The 17496-nt window shown below is 66.3% G+C and carries 14 protein-coding genes and 1 pseudogene; 6 read left to right on the forward strand and 9 right to left on the reverse strand.

Annotated features, from left to right (window positions below):
- The first annotated feature begins 7 nt into the window (after positions 1-7).
- From ACYVKA_RS01565 to ACYVKA_RS01575, 3 genes are all read left to right on the forward strand, one after another.
- The gene (locus tag ACYVKA_RS01565; protein ID WP_394275964.1) at positions 8-247 is read left to right on the forward strand and encodes an acyl-CoA carboxylase subunit epsilon; all 240 of its coding nucleotides are present in this window, start codon (positions 8-10) and stop codon (positions 245-247) included.
- A gap of 162 nt (positions 248-409) precedes the next feature.
- Positions 410-1069, forward strand: a complete 660-nt coding sequence (locus ACYVKA_RS01570; RefSeq protein ID WP_460702447.1) for a DUF937 domain-containing protein — start codon at positions 410-412, stop codon at positions 1067-1069.
- A 60-nt stretch (positions 1070-1129) separates the two neighbouring features.
- Complete coding sequence (locus ACYVKA_RS01575; RefSeq protein ID WP_460702449.1) at positions 1130-1744, forward strand: Maf family protein; 615 nt, start codon at positions 1130-1132, stop codon at positions 1742-1744.
- 10 nt (positions 1745-1754) lie between these two features.
- On the opposite strand, the gene ACYVKA_RS01580 is transcribed toward ACYVKA_RS01575, so the two are convergent.
- From ACYVKA_RS01580 to ACYVKA_RS01595, 4 genes are all read right to left on the reverse strand, one after another.
- Entirely contained in the window at positions 1755-2426 is a 672-nt protein-coding gene (locus ACYVKA_RS01580) for a methionine ABC transporter permease (RefSeq protein WP_460702451.1), read from the reverse strand.
- Between the two features lie 28 nt (positions 2427-2454).
- Positions 2455-3447: a methionine ABC transporter ATP-binding protein gene (locus ACYVKA_RS01585; RefSeq protein WP_394275317.1), complete on the reverse strand. Its 993-nt coding sequence runs from the start codon at positions 3445-3447 to the stop codon at positions 2455-2457.
- Complete coding sequence (locus ACYVKA_RS01590) at positions 3444-4292, reverse strand: MetQ/NlpA family ABC transporter substrate-binding protein (RefSeq protein ID WP_460702453.1); 849 nt, start codon at positions 4290-4292, stop codon at positions 3444-3446. The genes ACYVKA_RS01585 and ACYVKA_RS01590 overlap by 4 nt, the downstream gene beginning before the upstream one ends.
- Positions 4293-4563: 271 nt before the next feature.
- A complete protein-coding gene (locus ACYVKA_RS01595) occupies positions 4564-4992 on the reverse strand; it encodes a hypothetical protein (RefSeq protein WP_460702455.1) in 429 nt (142 codons plus the stop codon).
- A gap of 54 nt (positions 4993-5046) precedes the next feature.
- Here ACYVKA_RS01595 and ACYVKA_RS01600 point away from each other — a divergent pair, with 54 nt between their 5' ends.
- Positions 5047-5736, forward strand: coding sequence for an SDR family oxidoreductase (locus ACYVKA_RS01600; RefSeq protein WP_460702457.1), 690 nt, complete (start codon positions 5047-5049; stop codon positions 5734-5736).
- A gap of 78 nt (positions 5737-5814) precedes the next feature.
- Here ACYVKA_RS01600 and ACYVKA_RS01605 read toward each other — a convergent pair.
- The 3 genes and pseudogenes from ACYVKA_RS01605 to ACYVKA_RS01615 form a co-directional block, all read right to left on the reverse strand.
- Positions 5815-6814 (reverse strand): annotated as a pseudogene (locus tag ACYVKA_RS01605) (ISL3 family transposase); the annotation flags it as partial.
- Positions 6815-7306: 492 nt separating this feature from the next.
- Positions 7307-9937 carry a hypothetical protein gene (locus ACYVKA_RS01610; RefSeq protein ID WP_460702459.1) on the reverse strand — a complete coding sequence of 877 codons (2631 nt, stop codon included), beginning with the start codon at positions 9935-9937 and terminating at the stop codon, positions 7307-7309.
- 715 nt (positions 9938-10652) lie between these two features.
- A complete protein-coding gene (locus ACYVKA_RS01615; protein WP_460702714.1) occupies positions 10653-11363 on the reverse strand; it encodes a helix-turn-helix domain-containing protein in 711 nt (236 codons plus the stop codon).
- Here ACYVKA_RS01615 and ACYVKA_RS01620 point away from each other — a divergent pair.
- Together ACYVKA_RS01620 and ACYVKA_RS01625 are read left to right on the forward strand one after the other, a co-directional pair.
- Complete coding sequence (locus ACYVKA_RS01620; RefSeq protein ID WP_460702461.1) at positions 11362-13293, forward strand: DUF4209 domain-containing protein; 1932 nt, start codon at positions 11362-11364, stop codon at positions 13291-13293. The two genes, ACYVKA_RS01615 and ACYVKA_RS01620, sit on opposite strands and share 2 nt — an antisense overlap.
- Before the next feature lie 536 nt (positions 13294-13829).
- Positions 13830-15038, forward strand: a complete 1209-nt coding sequence (locus ACYVKA_RS01625; RefSeq protein WP_460702463.1) for an IS110 family RNA-guided transposase — start codon at positions 13830-13832, stop codon at positions 15036-15038.
- A 50-nt stretch (positions 15039-15088) separates the two neighbouring features.
- On the opposite strand, the gene ACYVKA_RS01630 is transcribed toward ACYVKA_RS01625, so the two are convergent.
- Both ACYVKA_RS01630 and ACYVKA_RS01635 read right to left on the reverse strand, forming a co-directional pair.
- Positions 15089-15898 carry an ECF transporter S component gene (locus ACYVKA_RS01630; RefSeq protein WP_460702465.1) on the reverse strand — a complete coding sequence of 270 codons (810 nt, stop codon included), beginning with the start codon at positions 15896-15898 and terminating at the stop codon, positions 15089-15091.
- Positions 15891-17495 carry an ABC transporter ATP-binding protein gene (locus ACYVKA_RS01635; RefSeq protein WP_460702467.1) on the reverse strand — a complete coding sequence of 535 codons (1605 nt, stop codon included), beginning with the start codon at positions 17493-17495 and terminating at the stop codon, positions 15891-15893. Before ACYVKA_RS01635 ends, ACYVKA_RS01630 begins: the two co-directional genes overlap by 8 nt.
- Position 17496 lies beyond the last annotated feature (1 nt).

Below are 17496 nucleotides of genomic sequence, written 5' to 3' on the forward strand. Positions count from 1 at the left end.
CAGGACGATGAGCGAAGAGGAAACCGAGGCCGCCCAGGCACAGGTCTACCAGTTCGGCAAGGGCAATCCCGATGCCGACGAGGTGGCTGCGGTGCTCACGGTGATCCAGGCGGCGCTTGCCCCTGCTGCGCTGGCCGAGGAGAACGACGACCGTCCCCTGGCCGGTGGCTGGAAGTCCTACAACCGGGTGCTGCGTCGCCCGCACAACCCGGGCCGGGAGGCCTGGCGCTACAGCGCCCGTCCCTGACGGGCACGGGTAGCGGTCGAACTCCATGAGGGCCCGGCAGGCCAGACGGGCCTGCCGGGCCCCGTCCTGTCCGCCATCAGGGGAAATGCACCTGTGGATGACATGTCCTGTGGAATTCTGGTGGGGTATCCCCCGCGGTCACCATCGTGAAAGGACTGACCCATGAACGCACTTGACGACATCTTGGCGGCCCTGCCCGTCGAGCGACTGGCCCAGCAGCTCGGTGAGGACCCGGCGGCGGTGCAGCAGGCCGCCGGCCCGGCGGTCACCAGCCTGCTGGGCGGCTTGACGCAGAATGCCCAGTCGCCCGAGGGCGAGCTCTCCTTGGCCGAGGCCCTGCAGCAGCACCAGCAACGTGACCTGGTGCGCGACGGCGGTGTTGATGTCGACCGGGTGGACCCTGCCGACGGCGAGAAGATCGTGAACCACGTCTTCGGCAACCAGTCCACCGGCGTGGCCCAGTCGCTGGGGCAGCAGGCCGGTGTCTCCAGCGACCTGGTGCGCAAGCTCCTACCGCTGCTCGCCCCCGTGGTGCTCGGCTACCTGGCCAAGCAGCTGGGTGGCGGGAACTCCGCCGCCGGCAACATCTTGGGCCAGGTGTTCGGCGGTGCGGGCCAGCAGGCCGGTGCCGGTGTCGGTGCCGGCAACACGGGCATGCTCGGCGGCGTGCTGTCCCAGGTGCTGGGCAGTGTGCTGGGTGGCCAGGCCGCCCCGGCCGGCAATCCCTTCGACCCGTCCACGGCGCAGGCCACGCACCAGCAGGCGCAGGCCGGCGGGGGCGACATCGTCTCCCAGATCCTGGGCGGGCTGTTCAAGAACTGAGCGGTCAACCTGCAGGACCAGGCGTCACTCGGTGAGGCGCACGCACCCTAGGCTGGGGGCGTGCGCCTCGTTCTTGCCAGCTCCTCCCCCGCCCGCCTCAGGACCCTCTCCCGTGCCGGGGTCGAGGCCGACGTGGTCCGTCCCGAGGTCAACGAGGACGCCTTCACCGCGCCCAGCGCCGGTGAGCTGACCTGCATCCTGGCCAGCGCCAAGGGCGAGGCGGTGGCGCCCAGTCTGGATGCCGACGCTGACTGGGTGCTGGTGGCCTGCGACACGCTGCTGGACCTCGACCAGCGCACCTGGGGCAAGCCGGGTGACGCGGCCTCGGCCGAGGCGCTGTGGCGACGGCTGCGGGGACGCACCGCCCGGGTGCACACCGGCCACCACATCGTGGTCAACACCGCAGGCGATCGGCGCGCCGTGACCCGCCTGGCCACGGCGGAGGTGACCTTCGCCGACCTCTCGGACGAGGAGATCGCTGCCTACGTGGAGACGGGTGAACCCGCCCGGTGCGCGGGCGGGTTCACGATCGACGGTTTCGGCGGGCCCTTCGTCACCAGCATCCGCGGCGACCACCACACCGTGGTGGGCATCTCGCTGCCGCTGCTGCGCCAGGTACTGCTCGACCTGGGCATCGGCTGGCACGAGCTGTGGCAGGCACCCACCCAGGCTTGAGCGCCCGGCTTCAGTCGCGCTTGTGGGCCATTCCGCGCACGATGGCGTCACCGATGGACTGGATCAGCTGCACGATGATGATCAGCACGACGACCGAGACCAGCAGCACCGGGGTGTTGAAGCGCTGGTAGCCGTAGCGGATGGCGAAGTCGCCCACGCCGCCGCCGCCGATCGTGCCGGCCATCGCGGAGTAGCCGATCAGCATCACCAGGGTGAGGGTGGCGCCGGCCACCAGCGGGCTCATCGCCTCGGGCAGCAGCACCTTGCGCACGATCTGGCCATTGCTGGCCCCCATCACCTTGGCGGCCTCGATCTTGCCCGGGGCCACCTCGCGCAGCGCCGACTCGACGACGCGCCCGAAGAAGGGGATGGCGCCGATGGCCAGCGGGACGACGGCGGCCGTCGGCCCGTAGGCGGTGCCCACCACCAGGCGGGTCAGCGGGATCACCGCGATCAGCAGGATCAGGAAGGGCAGCGAGCGGAAGATGTTGACCAGTCCGCCGAAGAGCTTGTTGAAGCCCTTGCTGGGGGCCAGTCCGTCGGAATCAGTCACCCGCAGCAGGATGCCGGTGAGGGTGCCGAGGACGAGGGTGATCAGGAAGCTGAGTAGGACCATCCATCCCGTCTCGGCCAGTGCCTTCCCCAGCTCGGGGAGGGACTCGGCGATGCTGGTCTTGTTCATGCGCTCACGCTCACAGGGAATCGGGGGGTCATTCGCTCACGCTCACTCCGCGCTCGGTGAAGAACTTCGTGATGACGGCATCGTCCAGATCGCTGTGGGGGTGGTCGAAGCTGACGCGCAGCCGTCCCACCTTGTGGCCGGCGATCTGCTCCACCGAACCGCCGAGGATCGACACGTCGATGCCGGTCTGGCGGGTGAAGGTGCTCAGCAGGGGTTCGCTGACGCCTTGGTTGACGAAGCTCAGCAGCTGGCTGGGCACGTCGAGGCCCTCGGGGACGCGCCCCAGCGGGATCAGCTGGTCCGCGATCCGGGAGGCCGGGTCGGCCACGAGGTCCAGCAGCGTGCCGCTCTCGACGACCCGGCCGTCGGCCATCAGTGCCGCCGCGTCACAGATGCGACGCACGACCTCCGACTCGTGGGTGATGAGCAGCACCGTGAGACCCATCCGGTCTCGAAGGTCCTTGACCAGGTCGAGGATCTGCTCGGTGGTGGTCGGGTCGAGCGCGCTGGTGGCCTCGTCCATCAGCAGCACCTTGGGTCGGGTGGCGAGCGCCCGGGCGATGCCGACGCGCTGCTTCTGCCCTCCGGAGAGCTGGGACGGGTAGGCACCGGCCTTGTCGGGCAGGCCGACGAGCTCCAGCAGTTCGGTGACGCGAGGCGCGATGGTGCGCGCGTCGACTCCGGCCAGCTCCAGGCCAAAGGCGACATTGTCGAAGACGGTGCGGCTGGCCAGCAGGTTGAAGTGCTGGAAGATGGTGCCCATCTGTCGCCGGGCGACGCGCAGCTGCTTGTCCCCCAGCGCCGTCCAGTCGGTGCCCGCCACGGTGATGGTGCCGCTGGTGACCGGCTCCAGGTGGTTGAGGCAGCGCAACAGGGTCGTCTTGCCCGCACCCGAACGCCCCAGGATGCCGAAGATCTGCCCCTGCGTGACGGTCAGGCTGACGTCGTCGAGGGCGACGACGGGCGAGGCATTGCGGCCCCGCCCGTCGTAGACCTTGGAGACGTGGTCGAAGGAGATCACGACTGCTTGGCGGGCAGGACGCTGCCCTGGTAGTTGCTCTTGATCCAGTCCTGCAGCTGCTGGCTCTGCAGGGCTTCGGCGAGCTTGGCCACGCGCGGGTCGTCCTTCTTCTCGGCCTTGACCGCCACGACATTGGCGAAGGGGTTGTCGACGGTCGACTCGCTGACGATTGCATCCGTGGATGGCTTCAGGCCTGCCTCGAGGGCGTTGGCGCCGTTGATGACGCTGATGGTGGCCTGCTGGTCGTCCAGGGTGGCCGGCAGCTGCGGGCGGTCGATCTTGAGGAAGTTCAGGCCCTTGGGGTTGGCGGTGATGTTCTTCTCGGTGATCTGCGCGTAGTCGAGGTCCTTGTCGGTGGACTTGACGTTGAGCGTGAGCAGCTTGGCGTCCTGGAGCAGGAGCAGTCCGCGCGACAGGTTGGTCGGATCTGCGGCCAGGGCCACGGTGGCGCCGTTGGGCACGTCCTTGAGGTCGGTCAGCTTCTTCGAGTAGATGCCCAGGGGCTCGACGTGGGTGGTGGCGGCGACGGCAAGGTCGTCGACGCCCTTCTCCTTCTGCCACGAGGTGAGGTAGGGCACGTGCTGGAAGAAGTTCGCGTCCACATCGCCGGACTCCAGCAGCTGGTTCGGGTCGATGTCGCCGGTGATGCCCTTGACCTCGATCTTGGTCTCGCCGAGCAGGCCGAGCTCCTGCACCTTCTTCAGGATCTCGGTGTGCGGGGTGGCATCGGCCATCACCACGAGGGGGCCGTCGGTGGAGCTGCCTCCGCCCAGGCCGCAGCCGGTGAGGGCGAGCGCGGCCAGTGCGGCGGTACCGGTCAGCAGGGAGCGTCGTGTGGTGTTCATGGATGTGTCCTTCTGGAGGGCAGGCTGGGCGTCGGAGTCTTCGGGCTTCCTGACAACGCCACCGGGAGCTGGCTCGACCGGACCGTCCCTATGGGGACAGGAGCGAAGGGCGTTGTCAGCCGAACATTCGGCACATCATGCAGGCACAGCAGATGACGGGCATGGTGTGGCCCGTCATCTTCTCGCACTTGCACGGCATGGCCTGGAATCTATCGCGGGTCCACATCGGGCGGCAATTTCGTCCACGATGTGGCCACCCCCCGTGGGCGGCTCAGCGCCGCTGGTGGCGCAGCGCGAGGGCGCAGGTCTGTTCCGAGCAGGTGGCGGCCCCTTCCCAGCGGCTGTGGTCCTGCTCCGGTCCGTGGAAGAGCACCGAGCTGCCCCGGGCAGCCTCGACCACCCAGCCATCGGGAAGCCGTGTGGTGAACCACTGCTCGAGCACGTCGCCGTCGGTGGTGGGCATGGTGAGGGTGACCACATTGGGCTGGTCGATGCGGCTGGTGATCGACAGCCCGGCGGGCAGCAGCAGTTCTCCTGGTCCGTGGACAAAGCCCCGGTGGGCCAGCGTGGTCGAGTCGGCGGGAATGCTGGACGGGATGCTCGGCACGGTGCCCGTCGCGGCAGGCTCGGTGCCACCCTGGCACCCGGCCAGCAGTCCGGCGCAGGCCAGCACCGCCACGGCGGCTCTCACGTCGATCACCCACCCAGCCTACTGTCGAGGGCCAAGGCAGTGTCGGGGCCCTAGGCTGGGGCCATGACTTCCCTTCCCGTCGCCCTGGTCACCGGAGGTTCCCGCGGTATCGGCCTGGCCGTCTGCCACCGCCTCGCCAGCACCCACCACCTGTTGGTGGGCGGCCGCAGCCCGGAGACGACGCGGCAGGTGGCCTCCCAGCTGCCCAGCGCCGAGCCCTTCTGCTGCGACCTGGACGATACCGAGGCGGTGGAGCAGGCGATGTCACGGGTGCAGCGCCTCGACGTGCTGGTGCTCTCGGCGGGCATCACCGCCGGCGGCACGGTGGCCGAGACGCCGCTCGACGAGTGGCGTCGGGTGATGCAGACCAATCTGTTCTCCGTTGTCGGCCTCACCCGGCTGGCGCTGCCGCTGCTGCGTGAGTCCCGCGGCATGGTGGTGACGATCAACTCCGGCTCGGGCTTCACGTCGAAGCCCGGCAATGGCGTGTACTCGGCCAGCAAGTTCGCACTGCGCGCCTTCACCGACGCCCTGCGTGAGGAGGAGCGCGGCACGGTGCGGGTCAGCTCGGTGCATCCCGGACGGGTCGACACCGACATGCAGCGCGAGATGTGGGCCGAGCTGGGCCGTGACTACGCCCCCGATGACCACCTGCGTCCCCAGTCAGTGGCCGAGGCCGTCGCACTGGCGGTACTGGCCAGCCCCGAGGCGAACCTGGACGAGATCTCGATCCGGCCCGTCGTCCAGTCCTGAGCGTCATCCAGACTCGGGGCTCCCATCGACTTACACCCTCATCTGTGAGGAGCCTTCCTGGCTCTTCACAATCCAGGGTGTAGATCATGGCCTGGTAGACGCCCCAAGTGGCCTCGACCTCAACGTGCCGGTCATCAGCGAACAGGGCATTCAGGCGGCGTTGTTGCTTGTCAGTAAGTAGATCAGCGCCGGTATGAAGCGTTCGCCGTGCTTGGTAGAGCGGATGATGCTTGCGCCCCCGACTGCCGTGCAGCGAGACCTGGACCCGCCTGCGGCACACATCCAGAGCATCCCCAGCGAGCCGGATGACATGGAAGGGATCCATCACCGTGGCAGCTTTCGGCAGTTCTTCGGCCGCGGCAGTCTTGAAGCCGGTGAACCCGTCCATCGCCACGATCCGGATCCCATCTCTCCAAGTCTGGGGCTGCTGCGACAGCCACGTCTTGAAGGCCTGCTTCGAACGGCCTTCGACCATCGCCAACAACCGCGACGCTCCGGTCCCGGTGCTGACGGGGGTCAGGTCGATGACCACGGTGACGTACTTGTCGCCGCGGCGGGTGTGGCGCCACACGTGCTCGTCGACGCCGACCACTGTGACGCCCTCGAGGCGGCCGGGGGAGTCGATGAGCATCCGCTGGCCTTCGGCGAGGACGGCGTCGTTGGCGGTGTTCCACGCCACGTCGAGCGCGGCCGCGATGTGCGTCATGGACAGGTGGTTGACCACCAGCGCTTCCAGCGCCCACCGCAATGCACCTCGTGACAAGCAGGAACGCGGCGACGCTGCGCCGGTGAGGTCCTGGCGCCAGACATGCCCGCAACCGGTGCACTGGTAGCGGCGCAGCCGGACCCGCAATATGGTGGGGCGCCAACCGAACGGGACATGCGCCAGGTCCCGGACCACGCTGTCACGCGGCTGGCCGTGGCAGCCGCAGCGGTGGCACCAGTGATCAGGCTGGACCGGGCGACACGCCAGGACGGCGCGCTTGCCGGTGAGGTGCTGACCGGTGACGGCCAGGCCGAGGTCATCGAGACGGCAGAACGTGGTCAGGTCAGGGGTGGTGAAGGTAGCGTTGTCCATGTCGAGGTCTTTGGCGATGGCTGTGTAGGAACTTCCATCATCCAAGGACCTCGATCCCTGTGACCACCCGGGGCCCGCTACCGAACTACACCCTCATCTGTGAAGAGCCTCCAAACTGCCCGCACGAACGGCGAGAGCGTGGTCACGATCTGTTGGCGGTTCAACGTGCATCGGATGACCGTCTGGACGCACACGAAAGACTTGCTCTGACTTCCCACCGGGCCGCACGGCTGGGGCCGATCGTCCTCACGCGGTCGCGCAAGTCAATGAGGTACTTGGCCGTGAAGGTTTCGAGGCACTCTATGGCGAGCACAACCAGTGCTACCTCCGTTATGTCGGCACCCCGACCGTGACCATCCTTGCCACCACCCACCACCGCCGCTTCCAAGGCTGAGCTGGAGCGGCGGCAGCACCTGACAACGAAACTCGACCAGTGCAGCGAGGATGACGTGGCGACGGCCACGGTGCTCATTGCCACGGCTGCCAGCGGCTTCAGTCCAGATCCTGGTCCAGTTGAGCTCGTTCGTCTTGACGAACGGCATCACGTTCGTAGGACTCTGCAATGGCGCGCAGGATGCGCGCAGTTCGGGGCCAATGCACCTGGACCGCCAGGCTCCATTGCTTGTACTGCTCAGCCAGCGTTCTCTCTTGGCTGCCGCCGTCGTAGACGCCGCGCCACGTGAGACCGCGACTGTTCAGTCGGCCGGTGATTGCGCCGTTCTCTAGGTCGCGACTCCCGATCGACTCGATGAGATCTCGAACTGGAGCCGGTGGCCAGATTCCATCCGCGTCAACAGGCGCGCGGGCAAGAGTTTGGCCAATCAGTTCGTCACCGATGTCCGCTCGGTCGAGGTCGGATAGTTGCAGACGAGCCTGCTTGACCCACTCCTGCATCGCAGCTTCATCAAGTGTGCCGTCCTCCCGTCGTCCCGGGAAGCCGTGCCAACCGCGAAGGACCCACCAAGCATGCTCGGTTAGCGGATCCGCGCTCTTGCTCTGACGGTGAGGCTCGTTTGCACCCCGGAATGTGCGTTGAACGAGATCAACGAACAGGACAGGGTTCGATGCGAGAGCCTGGTTAAGGGCACGTGGCTCGCGGTTGTGCTGGAGGAGCCTGAAATAGCCGAACTCCAGAGATGCGAGGTCGGCAACTGGCACGTCGGCTGCGGCTAGGTGGTCCAGCAATGTCCCGACATAGTGGCCAGTCATCTGTGACATTCCCGCCCGCCCTGGGTCCTGGGTGATCGCCGCGCGCAAGACGGATAGGACTAGCGTTGCGCTTGGGAGATGCTTCTTCTGGTCTGCTGTCGGGTTGAAGGTGCCGTGGCTCGCGATCACAATTGCCGACCAAGCCCGTGCTCGTTCAAGGAGCAACTCGATAGCTCTGGTGAGATCTTCATGGGGAACGACCTCAAATGGCGCCTCGGACCAGAAGAGGTCTTCAGCGGCTGGGAACTCGCGGAGAACCTCCCAGAACCGGCTCTCCGTCGGGACGCTGAGCACAAACCTTCTCATGGCCTCGCTCTCCACGTCGCCCCGTTGGAGCGCTCGCCTGAGGTCCGCTGGTCCATCGACGGTGAGGCGGCTGCGGACCCACGTTGTCGCGGCTTCCTGAAGCGCTGCGCTATCCGATGCCAGCCAACCCAGCATGGTGTCGAGAGCATCAATCGGCTCGTAGGTTGACAGAGTCCAGCCGACCTGTGTCGGAGCCTCAGCACGGACCGCTACTGAGCCGAGCTGCTCCCACGCGTCGGGGCGGGCAAACAGAACATCAAGTGCTTCGCGCCGTTTGACTTCCAGCGCTGTCCGGTAGCGCTCGTAGTCGTTCAGGTCTGCACCCGACAGGTCCGGGCGCCAATTGAAGAGATACGCGAACCGGCGGAGGTCATCAGCAGGTCGGAGCAATTCGGCCAGTTTGTGTAAGCGGGCACGTCGCTCCGCCGGAATTGCCCAGTCCGCGTCCTGGAAACGTTCGTGCCGGACCGCGGTCTCTCGGACCTTTTCGTACAAGGCCAGTCGAACGTCCTCATCCAAGTCGCCGCGCGAGGCCTCGTTCTCGAGAAACTCGATGATCCGACTCGCTTCATCCGCGCCAACCGTACACAGTGCTTCCACCAGCCATGGTAGAGCAGTGCGATTTGCCTTGGCCCATTCGATTGCTCGGTCGACCAAGCTCGTCGTGAACGCGAACCATTCGCTGTTCGGCATCCGGTCGCTGGGGGGCTTCCAGAGTTGATAGCGAGGCTCATTGGGCGGCGAGACCCAGGCCCTACTGTCGGGCCACAGGGCCTTGAGTAAAGCCCAACCTGTCGTCTCACTTACGATCCGGCAGGCGTCGAGCGCTTGGAGCCGGGTCGCAAGATCTGCACCAGTGTTCCGAATCCATCCGCAAAGGACGGTCGAAATGCTTGCGAGTGGATTGTTGCCCGAATTCTTCGGCAGTTCATAGCGGCAGAGTTCGGTCAGGATCTGCGTTGCGCGAACGAGGTGGTCGGGTGACCAGCAGAGCACTTCCAAGGCCCACAACAGGTGATGCTGTTGACCCGAAGGCCCAAGTGCTAGCGGATCGTCAGCGACCTGGAACATGCGGCCGACGGTTGGGTTTCTGGTTGCAAGGTCATCCTCCAACGCCGAAAGGAAGGTGTCTGGAGCGGCCTCGGCAAGAAGCGGAAGCACGTCGGCGATCGCTCCCCAAGTGTGCCCCTCGGTGCCGGTAGTGACTTGACGCAGCACGTCATGCACAACACGTTTGGCCGCTGCGGATGCCAGATTAGTGTCACCAGAGCCTGACTCCATAGCTCCCGCTAGGGCGAGACTTTCGGCGATACCGTGCCGTAGAGCAGGCGAATATGTTCTCCGTTGCCCCTTCAATTGAGCGGCGATCCGCTCGTGAGATCTGAGGCCTTCATATGGATTTGGGTCTAGGAGAACGCTGACTGCGATCGCTGCCCATCGCGATGCCAGTTCTGATGACACTAGGTTGCCAAACTCGAGGAACGCCTCCTCTAGGGAGGTGAATACAAAGACCTTCCGCACGTTCCGGATCGCCGGATCCGATCCGCGACTGGCGTCGGTGATAGCGCGCCGTAGGTCGACTGAGGGAACGGCGGCCAGTTCACTCATGACTCGCAGGTCCTCGGGTCGATCGGTCCACCGACTGGCCAGCATCAGTGCGGCGAGCGTGGTGGCCAACGGCGGCCGAGACCACCTTGGCTGCTGCACGCGAGGCGAGCGTGAAAGCCGCCGGGCCAATGCGGGCATACTCCGACGAGCAAGTACCGCGAGACGATCGGCTTGACGCCAGTCGAGGTCGCCTACTCTGAATGCCTCGGCCGCCTCGTTCCGGCCAACCCTCGGCAGGCGGATGTCGACGCTGCGGCGCATGGCAGAGCCGCTATCGGCGATAGAGACGACATGCCTACCGCTAGCAAGGGCACGTGCTACGTCTGCATTGTCGAAGTCGGGCACCAGAATTCCGGACCCTGGGAGTGCCACTACTCGATCCCAGACGCCTGTTGACCGGACGATTGTGACAGTGCCAGGCTCACTCGACTTGTCGTCGTCTGGCGTGAGACACGCATGTAAGAACCCCAAGGCATCGTCGACCCACTCGGTCTGGATCGACGTAATCCTCGGTTCTTCACTAAGCAAGGAGCGCAGTCGCTGCGCCTCCTTTGCTCGCCCGGCGACGAAAAGATTCAACGGAAGAACTGGTTCGGTGGCAGCGGAGAAGCGGCCCCACCATGTCTCCAGAGTTAGCGCGTCCCGGGGCCGAAGACCGAGAGTTTCCGAGACCCATAGGTGTGCGGCGGGCGCAACCTGCAGCCAAGCTTCGAGGTCATCCGCATCGAGGACGAGGACATCCTTGAAGAGCTTCTCGGCCCGTCGCTCGGCGGCCCACGAGTCCTTGCCCTGCCATCGACGAACGGTCACGAAGACGAAGGTGACATCTTGCGATGCCTCGCCCTTTCGTCCGTCGTAGTCCTTGGTGGCTTTGCGCCTGGAGTCCTTGTCGGTGCCGAACTCGAACCATAGTTGTCCGGCCGGCAGCAAGTGTGTCTGCCCCCCCGAGGGTCGCTACCCCGTCCTTACCGGCCAGAGCAACCCCATCGCCTGTCCGTATCGAGATCTGGCCAGCCCCGGGGGTCTCGAACAACAGCCTGCGCACCAACTCTGGAAGCCGATGCTGAGCTTCTCGGGCATTGGTCTGGGGCCAGAGCGCGAGCTGGCTCGCAGTCGCATATTCGGGACTGGCGGTCCGTCGTTCGGCAGCCAGACTCACGGCCGGTGCTCCGCGCTGCGCTTTGAGGCGCTCCACGTCGCTCGCACGGAACCTGTAGAACGACGTCTCTGGCACCCGGGAATCCGGTAGTAATCCCTGCTTGGCATACGACCGCACAGTGTTCTCGTGCACGGCCAGTCGCCTCGCTGTCTCGCGCACGTTCAGAAACTCAGGAGCGGCATCATTCACAACAAAAGTATACATACATGTAGAGTTTGTGCACTTGATGGCGGCGGGCTTAGTTGAGAGAGACGCAGGAGCGGACATGGACACGGTGAGCGAGGCAATCGACCCGTCGTGGTGGGAGGACGTACTGGCAGCGGCGTCGCTTGATGACCCCTATGAGCCGCCAGAGTTGTTGTCATTGCATCTCGAGCAGGCGGCTGCCGATCCGTCTGTCACAGGGCTTCGCGAACTGGTGCTACACGTGTTGGCGATGGTGTCGTCGGCGATGCTGAACGCTGAGGACTGGCTGGAGCCGTTCACACCTGTGATGCAGTTCGGTGGTAAGCGGACTGTGGTACCGGCGGACTTGGATGCTGACCAGGTGGCGTTGCTGGCGCGTATCGCTCCTCTCGTCGAACGTGATGATCTGCGGGCTCGGGTCGCTGATGTCGCCTGGGTCTATGGGGAGCGATCGGACGTTGCGATGTTGGACCGGGCCATTGACGCTTATTGGGCCGCGCCGCTGACGGACGATGTGTGGTTCAGCGTGGGGAAGGACGCGTGGGTTCGGGCCTTCGCGCTTGCAGCGCGGCGCGGTGCGGGCGGACAGGCCCGGATACAGGACATGTCGGACGCGCTGAAGGCTCAGGTCTTGGCCGGGCGGGTGACAGACAACTTCAGAACAGTGGGGTTCGCGGAAACCTTGCGCCAGCACGGTCGTGTCGACGCTGCTGGGCGCGCTGAGGTGCGCGAAGCGCTCTTCGCGATCGCGGCACAGGCATCGTCGAGAGCGCCGCGCCTGTCACGCCACCTCGAGCGTGAGGCACTCGCATGGCTTGGTGGTTCGGACCCGGCGGCGGCGAACGCAGCGAGTGAGCGCATTGCGCGGACATACATTGCTGAAGCCGATGCCCGCGTTCAGGACGACCCGAAGGCAGGCGTGCTGGCCGAGGGCCATTTTCTGGAGAAGGCCATCGCAGTCCTCCGAACCATCTCTCGCTCCTACCGGCTCGAGAACGGACTCGACGAGCTCATCGACGACCTCCGCATTCGGCTGCGTGAGAGCCGGGAGTCGTCGATGGAGCAGATGATGCGTATCCAGTCGGACCCGGTCGATCTGACTGAGGCAGTGTCCTACGCACGGTCGCAAGTCTCGGGTCACGCAGAGAAGTTCGACGCGCTCGCTGCATTTGCCATGCTCGCACCGCCGCTAGACGAAGCCAGTACGCGCGCGAACGCCGCGAAGATGCTGGAGGGCGGCATCAGGCACCTCTTTGGATCATCTACGTTTTCCTCTGACTTCCGGAAGATCGCATCGAGGCCCGGGTCTTCAGGTCAAGCCGATGAGGACGCGGTGTGGGCCGAGATGGTCCACACGGTGTTGTTTCATTCCCAATTGCTCGGAAAGGGCATCATCCAGCCTGCGCAAGAGGTCCTGACTACTGAGCACCGGTTCAGTCGGCAGTACATGGAGTCGCTGTGCGTGGAGTCGCCAACAGTGCCCGAGGGGCACGAGACGTTGTGGGGCGACGGGCTGGCGCTCGGCTTGGGCGGAAACTTCGGCGCTGCGGTCTCTGTTCTGGTCCCGCAGTTGGAGCAGGTCGTGCGCGTCATGTTGAGGCGGCACGACGTGTACACGTTGTTCGTCGATGAGCAGGGCGTGGAGAGTGAGAAGAGCTTGAAGGCGCTTCTCGACATGACCGAGACCGAGGACGTCTTTGGTGCAGGGATGGTCATGGAGATGAAGGCAATGCTGGTCGTCCAAGGTGGTCCGAACCTACGCAACGACGTCGCGCACGGCCTTCTCGATGACAACTCGGCGTGGAGCTACTCAGCGCTCTACATGTGGTGGTTCTGCCTTCGGCTGGTGACGTGGCCGGTCATCGAGATGATGGACCACGCTCGGACCCAGTCAGCAGAGTCCAGCGAAGACTCAATGGCAACCGGCGGCGCGGACATCAAGCCGACGAAGCAGACTGCAGCTGACATCGAAGCGGGAGATTTGGCGGAAGACCAGCAGCGCGAAGGCTAGATCGGTTCAGGCCAGAGGTGGTCAAGCCCCTTGGGTCGCCGACGTACCCACATCGGTGTCGCCAACGGGACGCAGGTTGCAACGTAAGCCTCGATCCACCGATGAGGTGGGTTGGGTGAGCGTGCCGGGAGAATGCCCTTGCGTAGCGCGGAGAATCGGAGTTCTTCAGGCAACGATTCGAGGCTCTTCACAGATGAGGGTGTAGTTCGGTAGCGGGCCCCGGGTGGTGACAGGGATCGAGGTCCTTGGATGATGGAAGTTCCTACACAGCCATCGCCAAAGACCTCGACATGGACAAAGCTACCTTCACGACCCCTGACCTGACATACATGATGGTAAGAGCCTTGGGGAGTCGTGACCCTGCCTCTGACTGGTGCCCTGCTGGGCTACCGACAAACTGATCAGTCCGGCTCTCCAAGGCCTGGGTGACGACCGCCCGGCCATGACCTAATACGAGCCTGATCGCGAGTCCGGTGTATGTCCTGTCTGACCGAGACGGCCGCCACCTGACCCACACCAACGATCAGGAACGGGCCATGACCATGATGACAAACCCCGGCGACCATGTCGCCGGGATCGACTCCCACAAGGACACCATCCACATCGCGGTGATCACTGCTACTGGTTTGGAAGTCGCCGATCACGAGTTCGCCACCACCACCGTCGGCTACCGCAGAGCCGTCGCCTGGCTGGCCAACCACGGACCTGTCGCCGCGGTCGGCATCGAGGGCACCTCGAGCTACGGCGTCGGGATCACCGCCGCCCTGCGCCGCAACGGCATCCAGGTCGTCGAGGTCAACCGCACCCGCCCCGCCGATCGCCGCAAACAGGGCAAGACCGACCGCCTCGACGCTTACCGCGCCGCCCGCTGCGTCTTGTCCGGAGAAGCCACCACCCACCCCAAGCACGACACCATCGAACCCCTACGCGCCCTGGTCATCACCCGCCGCGGCGCCACCAAATCCCTCCAGGCCTGCTGGCGCCAGATCGGCTCACTGCTGGTCAACGCCAGCCCCGCACTACGCGACAAATACCGCGAAACCGGCCGCGACAAGCTCGTAGACCTCCTCGCCGCCAGCCGACCCGACCAGGTCCACAACCTCGCCGACGCCACCACCCTGAGAGCCCTGCGCAGCCTGGCGCGCCGCCACCTATTCCTGCGCGCCGAGATCGACGACCTCGACACCCAACTCGACACCCACACCACCGCCAAGAACCCCGGCCTGCGCGCCATCCACGGCATCGGCCCAGCCTTGGCAGCAGTCCTGCTGACCACCGCCGGAGACAACCCCGACCGGCTGCGCAGCCCCGCCTCCTTCGCAGCGCTCTGCGGCACCAGCCCCATCCCCGTCTCCTCAGGCAAGACCCAACGCCACCGCCTGTCCCGCGGCGGCGACCGACAAGCCAACTGGGCGCTGCACCAAGCCATCAAGGTCCGCATGAGCCACGACCAACGCACCCGCGGCTACCGCGACAAGCACCTCGACGCCGGCTGGACACTCGCAGCCGTCTACCGCTCCCTCAAACGGGCACTCGTCCGAGAAGTAGTCCGCGCCCTGACCGGCCACTGCCAGATCCCGAACTACACCGACCTGCGCCCCACCCGCCAAGCCAAGAACCTCACCCTCACCACCGCCGCCCAACACTTCAACGTTTGGCCCGCCCGTATCTCCGACCTCGAACTCGGCAAACGCCGTGACGACACGCTGGCCCACAACTACCGCGAATGGCTCAAAGCCGCTTGACACCAGGTAGGAGCATCAGACCCGGAGATCTTCATTGAACGGTATGCCTACTACTCGAAGTTGGCCCGGCGGGAGGCCCGACGCAGGATCCTGAGCACCGACGGGCCCAGCACCAGGATCAGCACCAGGTTGGTCAGTGCCCGGCCCAGGTTCCAGCCCATCGAGGTGGCGGCATTGAACAGCACGAAGCGGTGCAGATTGGCCCAGGGGCCGATCGTCGGGTCGAAGGACAGGGCCGAGGCATTGCCCAGCGCGAAGGGCCAGAAGGCAAGGTCCATCAGCCAGCCGTAGACGAAACCGCTCAGCACGCCGTACAGGCCGAGCATCGCCACCTCCGCACGGCCCCGAAGCCTCGGCAGAAGTCCTGCTCCGAGCCCGACGAAGCCCGCGGCCAGCATCTGGAAGGGCAGCCAGGGCCCCATGCCGCTGGTGAGCAGCGCAGAGCAGAACAGGGTCGTGGTGCCCAGGACGAAACCGAAACCGGGACCGAAGACCCGGGCGGCGAGAATCATCAGGAAGAAGATGAGCTCCATGCCGGCGGTGCCGGTGCCGAGAGGACGAAGCCCCGCCCCCACGGCCGTCAGCACCCCGAGCAGCGCGAGCGCCTTCACGTCCATGTCGTCGTGGCCCAGCTGCGTCATCACCACCGCGATCACCACCGGCAGCACCAGCGCGAAGACCAGCGGGGTCTGGCCGCCGGCCATGTCGGAACCGGGTCCTCTGCGCGGCGTCCACAGCAGCGGCCAGCAGAAGGCCAGCAGTGACATGGCGGCCGCGACGCCCAGGGCCAGCGCCGAGGGCAGCGAGACCTTCAGCACCGAGGGGCGACGGCCTCGTCGCCCGGGATCCCGTTCAGCCACGGCGACATCCCACCTCGGCGACGGTGAGCACGTCCTCGGGGTGGAAGACCTTGCTCACCTGCGGCGCGAAGACCGGCGAACTGGTGCACACCTCGCGGGTGGGGCCGTCGGCCACCACCTCACCCTCGGCCATCACCAGGGTGCGGTCACTGGCCCTGGCGGCGAACTCGACATCATGGGTGCTCACCACGATGCAGCTGCCCTGGGCGGCGAGCCGGGCCAGGATCTGGGCCAGCTCCTCCTTCATCCGGTAGTCCAGACCGCGGGTGGGCTCGTCGAGCAGCACGACGGTCGGGCGCGCGACCAGCTGAATGGCGAGCACCAGGGCCAGCCGCTGTCCCTCGGAGAGGTCGCGCGGGTGGCGTTCGGGGTCGAGGCAGGCGCCCAGTTCATCGAGCAGCCCGGCGGTGGTGCCGGCCGGAGAACCAGTCTCCCGGTCTGCCTGGGCACACTCCTGGGCGACGGTGGGCAGGTAGAGCAGGTCGGCGGCGGTCTGCGGCACCAGGCTGACCGCTTCGCGGGCCCGGGCGGGCGCCACCCGTCGCGGGTCGATGCCGTCCACCTCGACGAGGCCGGAGCAGTCGAGTGCCCCCTGCAGCGCCCACAGCAGCGAGGACTTGCCCGAGCCATTGCGCCCCATCAGCGCGGTGACGGTGCCGGGGTGGAGGGCGATGGTGATGTCGTCGACGGCCAGCACCTCGCCGTAGCTGACCCGCAGCTTGTCGGTGCGGGCCACCACCGGCCCTGCCACCACGGTGCTCGGCCCCTCGGCCTCGGGCGCACGCAGCGTGACCTGCTCACGACGCACCCTGCGACGGGCATCGCGCACGCTGGTGGGTACCTCGGGCCAATCCATCTCGCGGGCCAGTGCACTCAGCGGCGGTACCACATCGCAGCGGGCGAAGACCTCGGCCGGATCACCCAGCACGGCGCTGCCGTCGCCCGGCAGCCACAACACCTGGTCGGCGGCGTGCATGACGCGCTCGATGCGGTGCTCGGCCAGCACGACGGTCAGGCCCACCTCGTGCACCAGGGTGGTGATGGAGGCCAGCACGTCCTGCGCGGCGGTGGGGTCCAGCGCGCTGGTGGGCTCGTCGAGGACGACCACCCGGGGCTGGGCCGCGAGCACGGCGGCGATGGCGACCCGTTGTTGCTGGCCGCCGGAGAGCTCGGTGAGTGCGCGGCGGCGCAGGTCGGCGATGCCCATGAGGTCGAGGGTCTCCTCGACGCGCTTGCGCATCGCCAGCGGCGAGAGGCCGAGCTGTTCCATGCCATAGGCCACCTCGTCCTCGACGCGGTCGGTGACGAAGCCCGCCAACGGGTCCTGGGCGACGAAGCCGACCAGCTCCGCCATCTCGCGCGGCCGGTGGGTGCGGGTGGAGCGCCCGGCGACGCTCACCTCGCCGGACAGGTGGCCACCGGTGAAGTGTGGCACCAGGCCGTTGATGGCGCCCAGCAGGGTGGACTTGCCGGTGCCGGTGCGGCCCACCACCAGGCACAGGTCGCCCTCCTCGATGGTGAGGCTCACCCCGTCCAGCACCGGACGCTCGGCCCCGGAATGCCGGAAGCCGACCTCGCGGAAGTCGATCATGGACATC

The organism is Luteococcus sediminum (assembly GCF_054783495.1).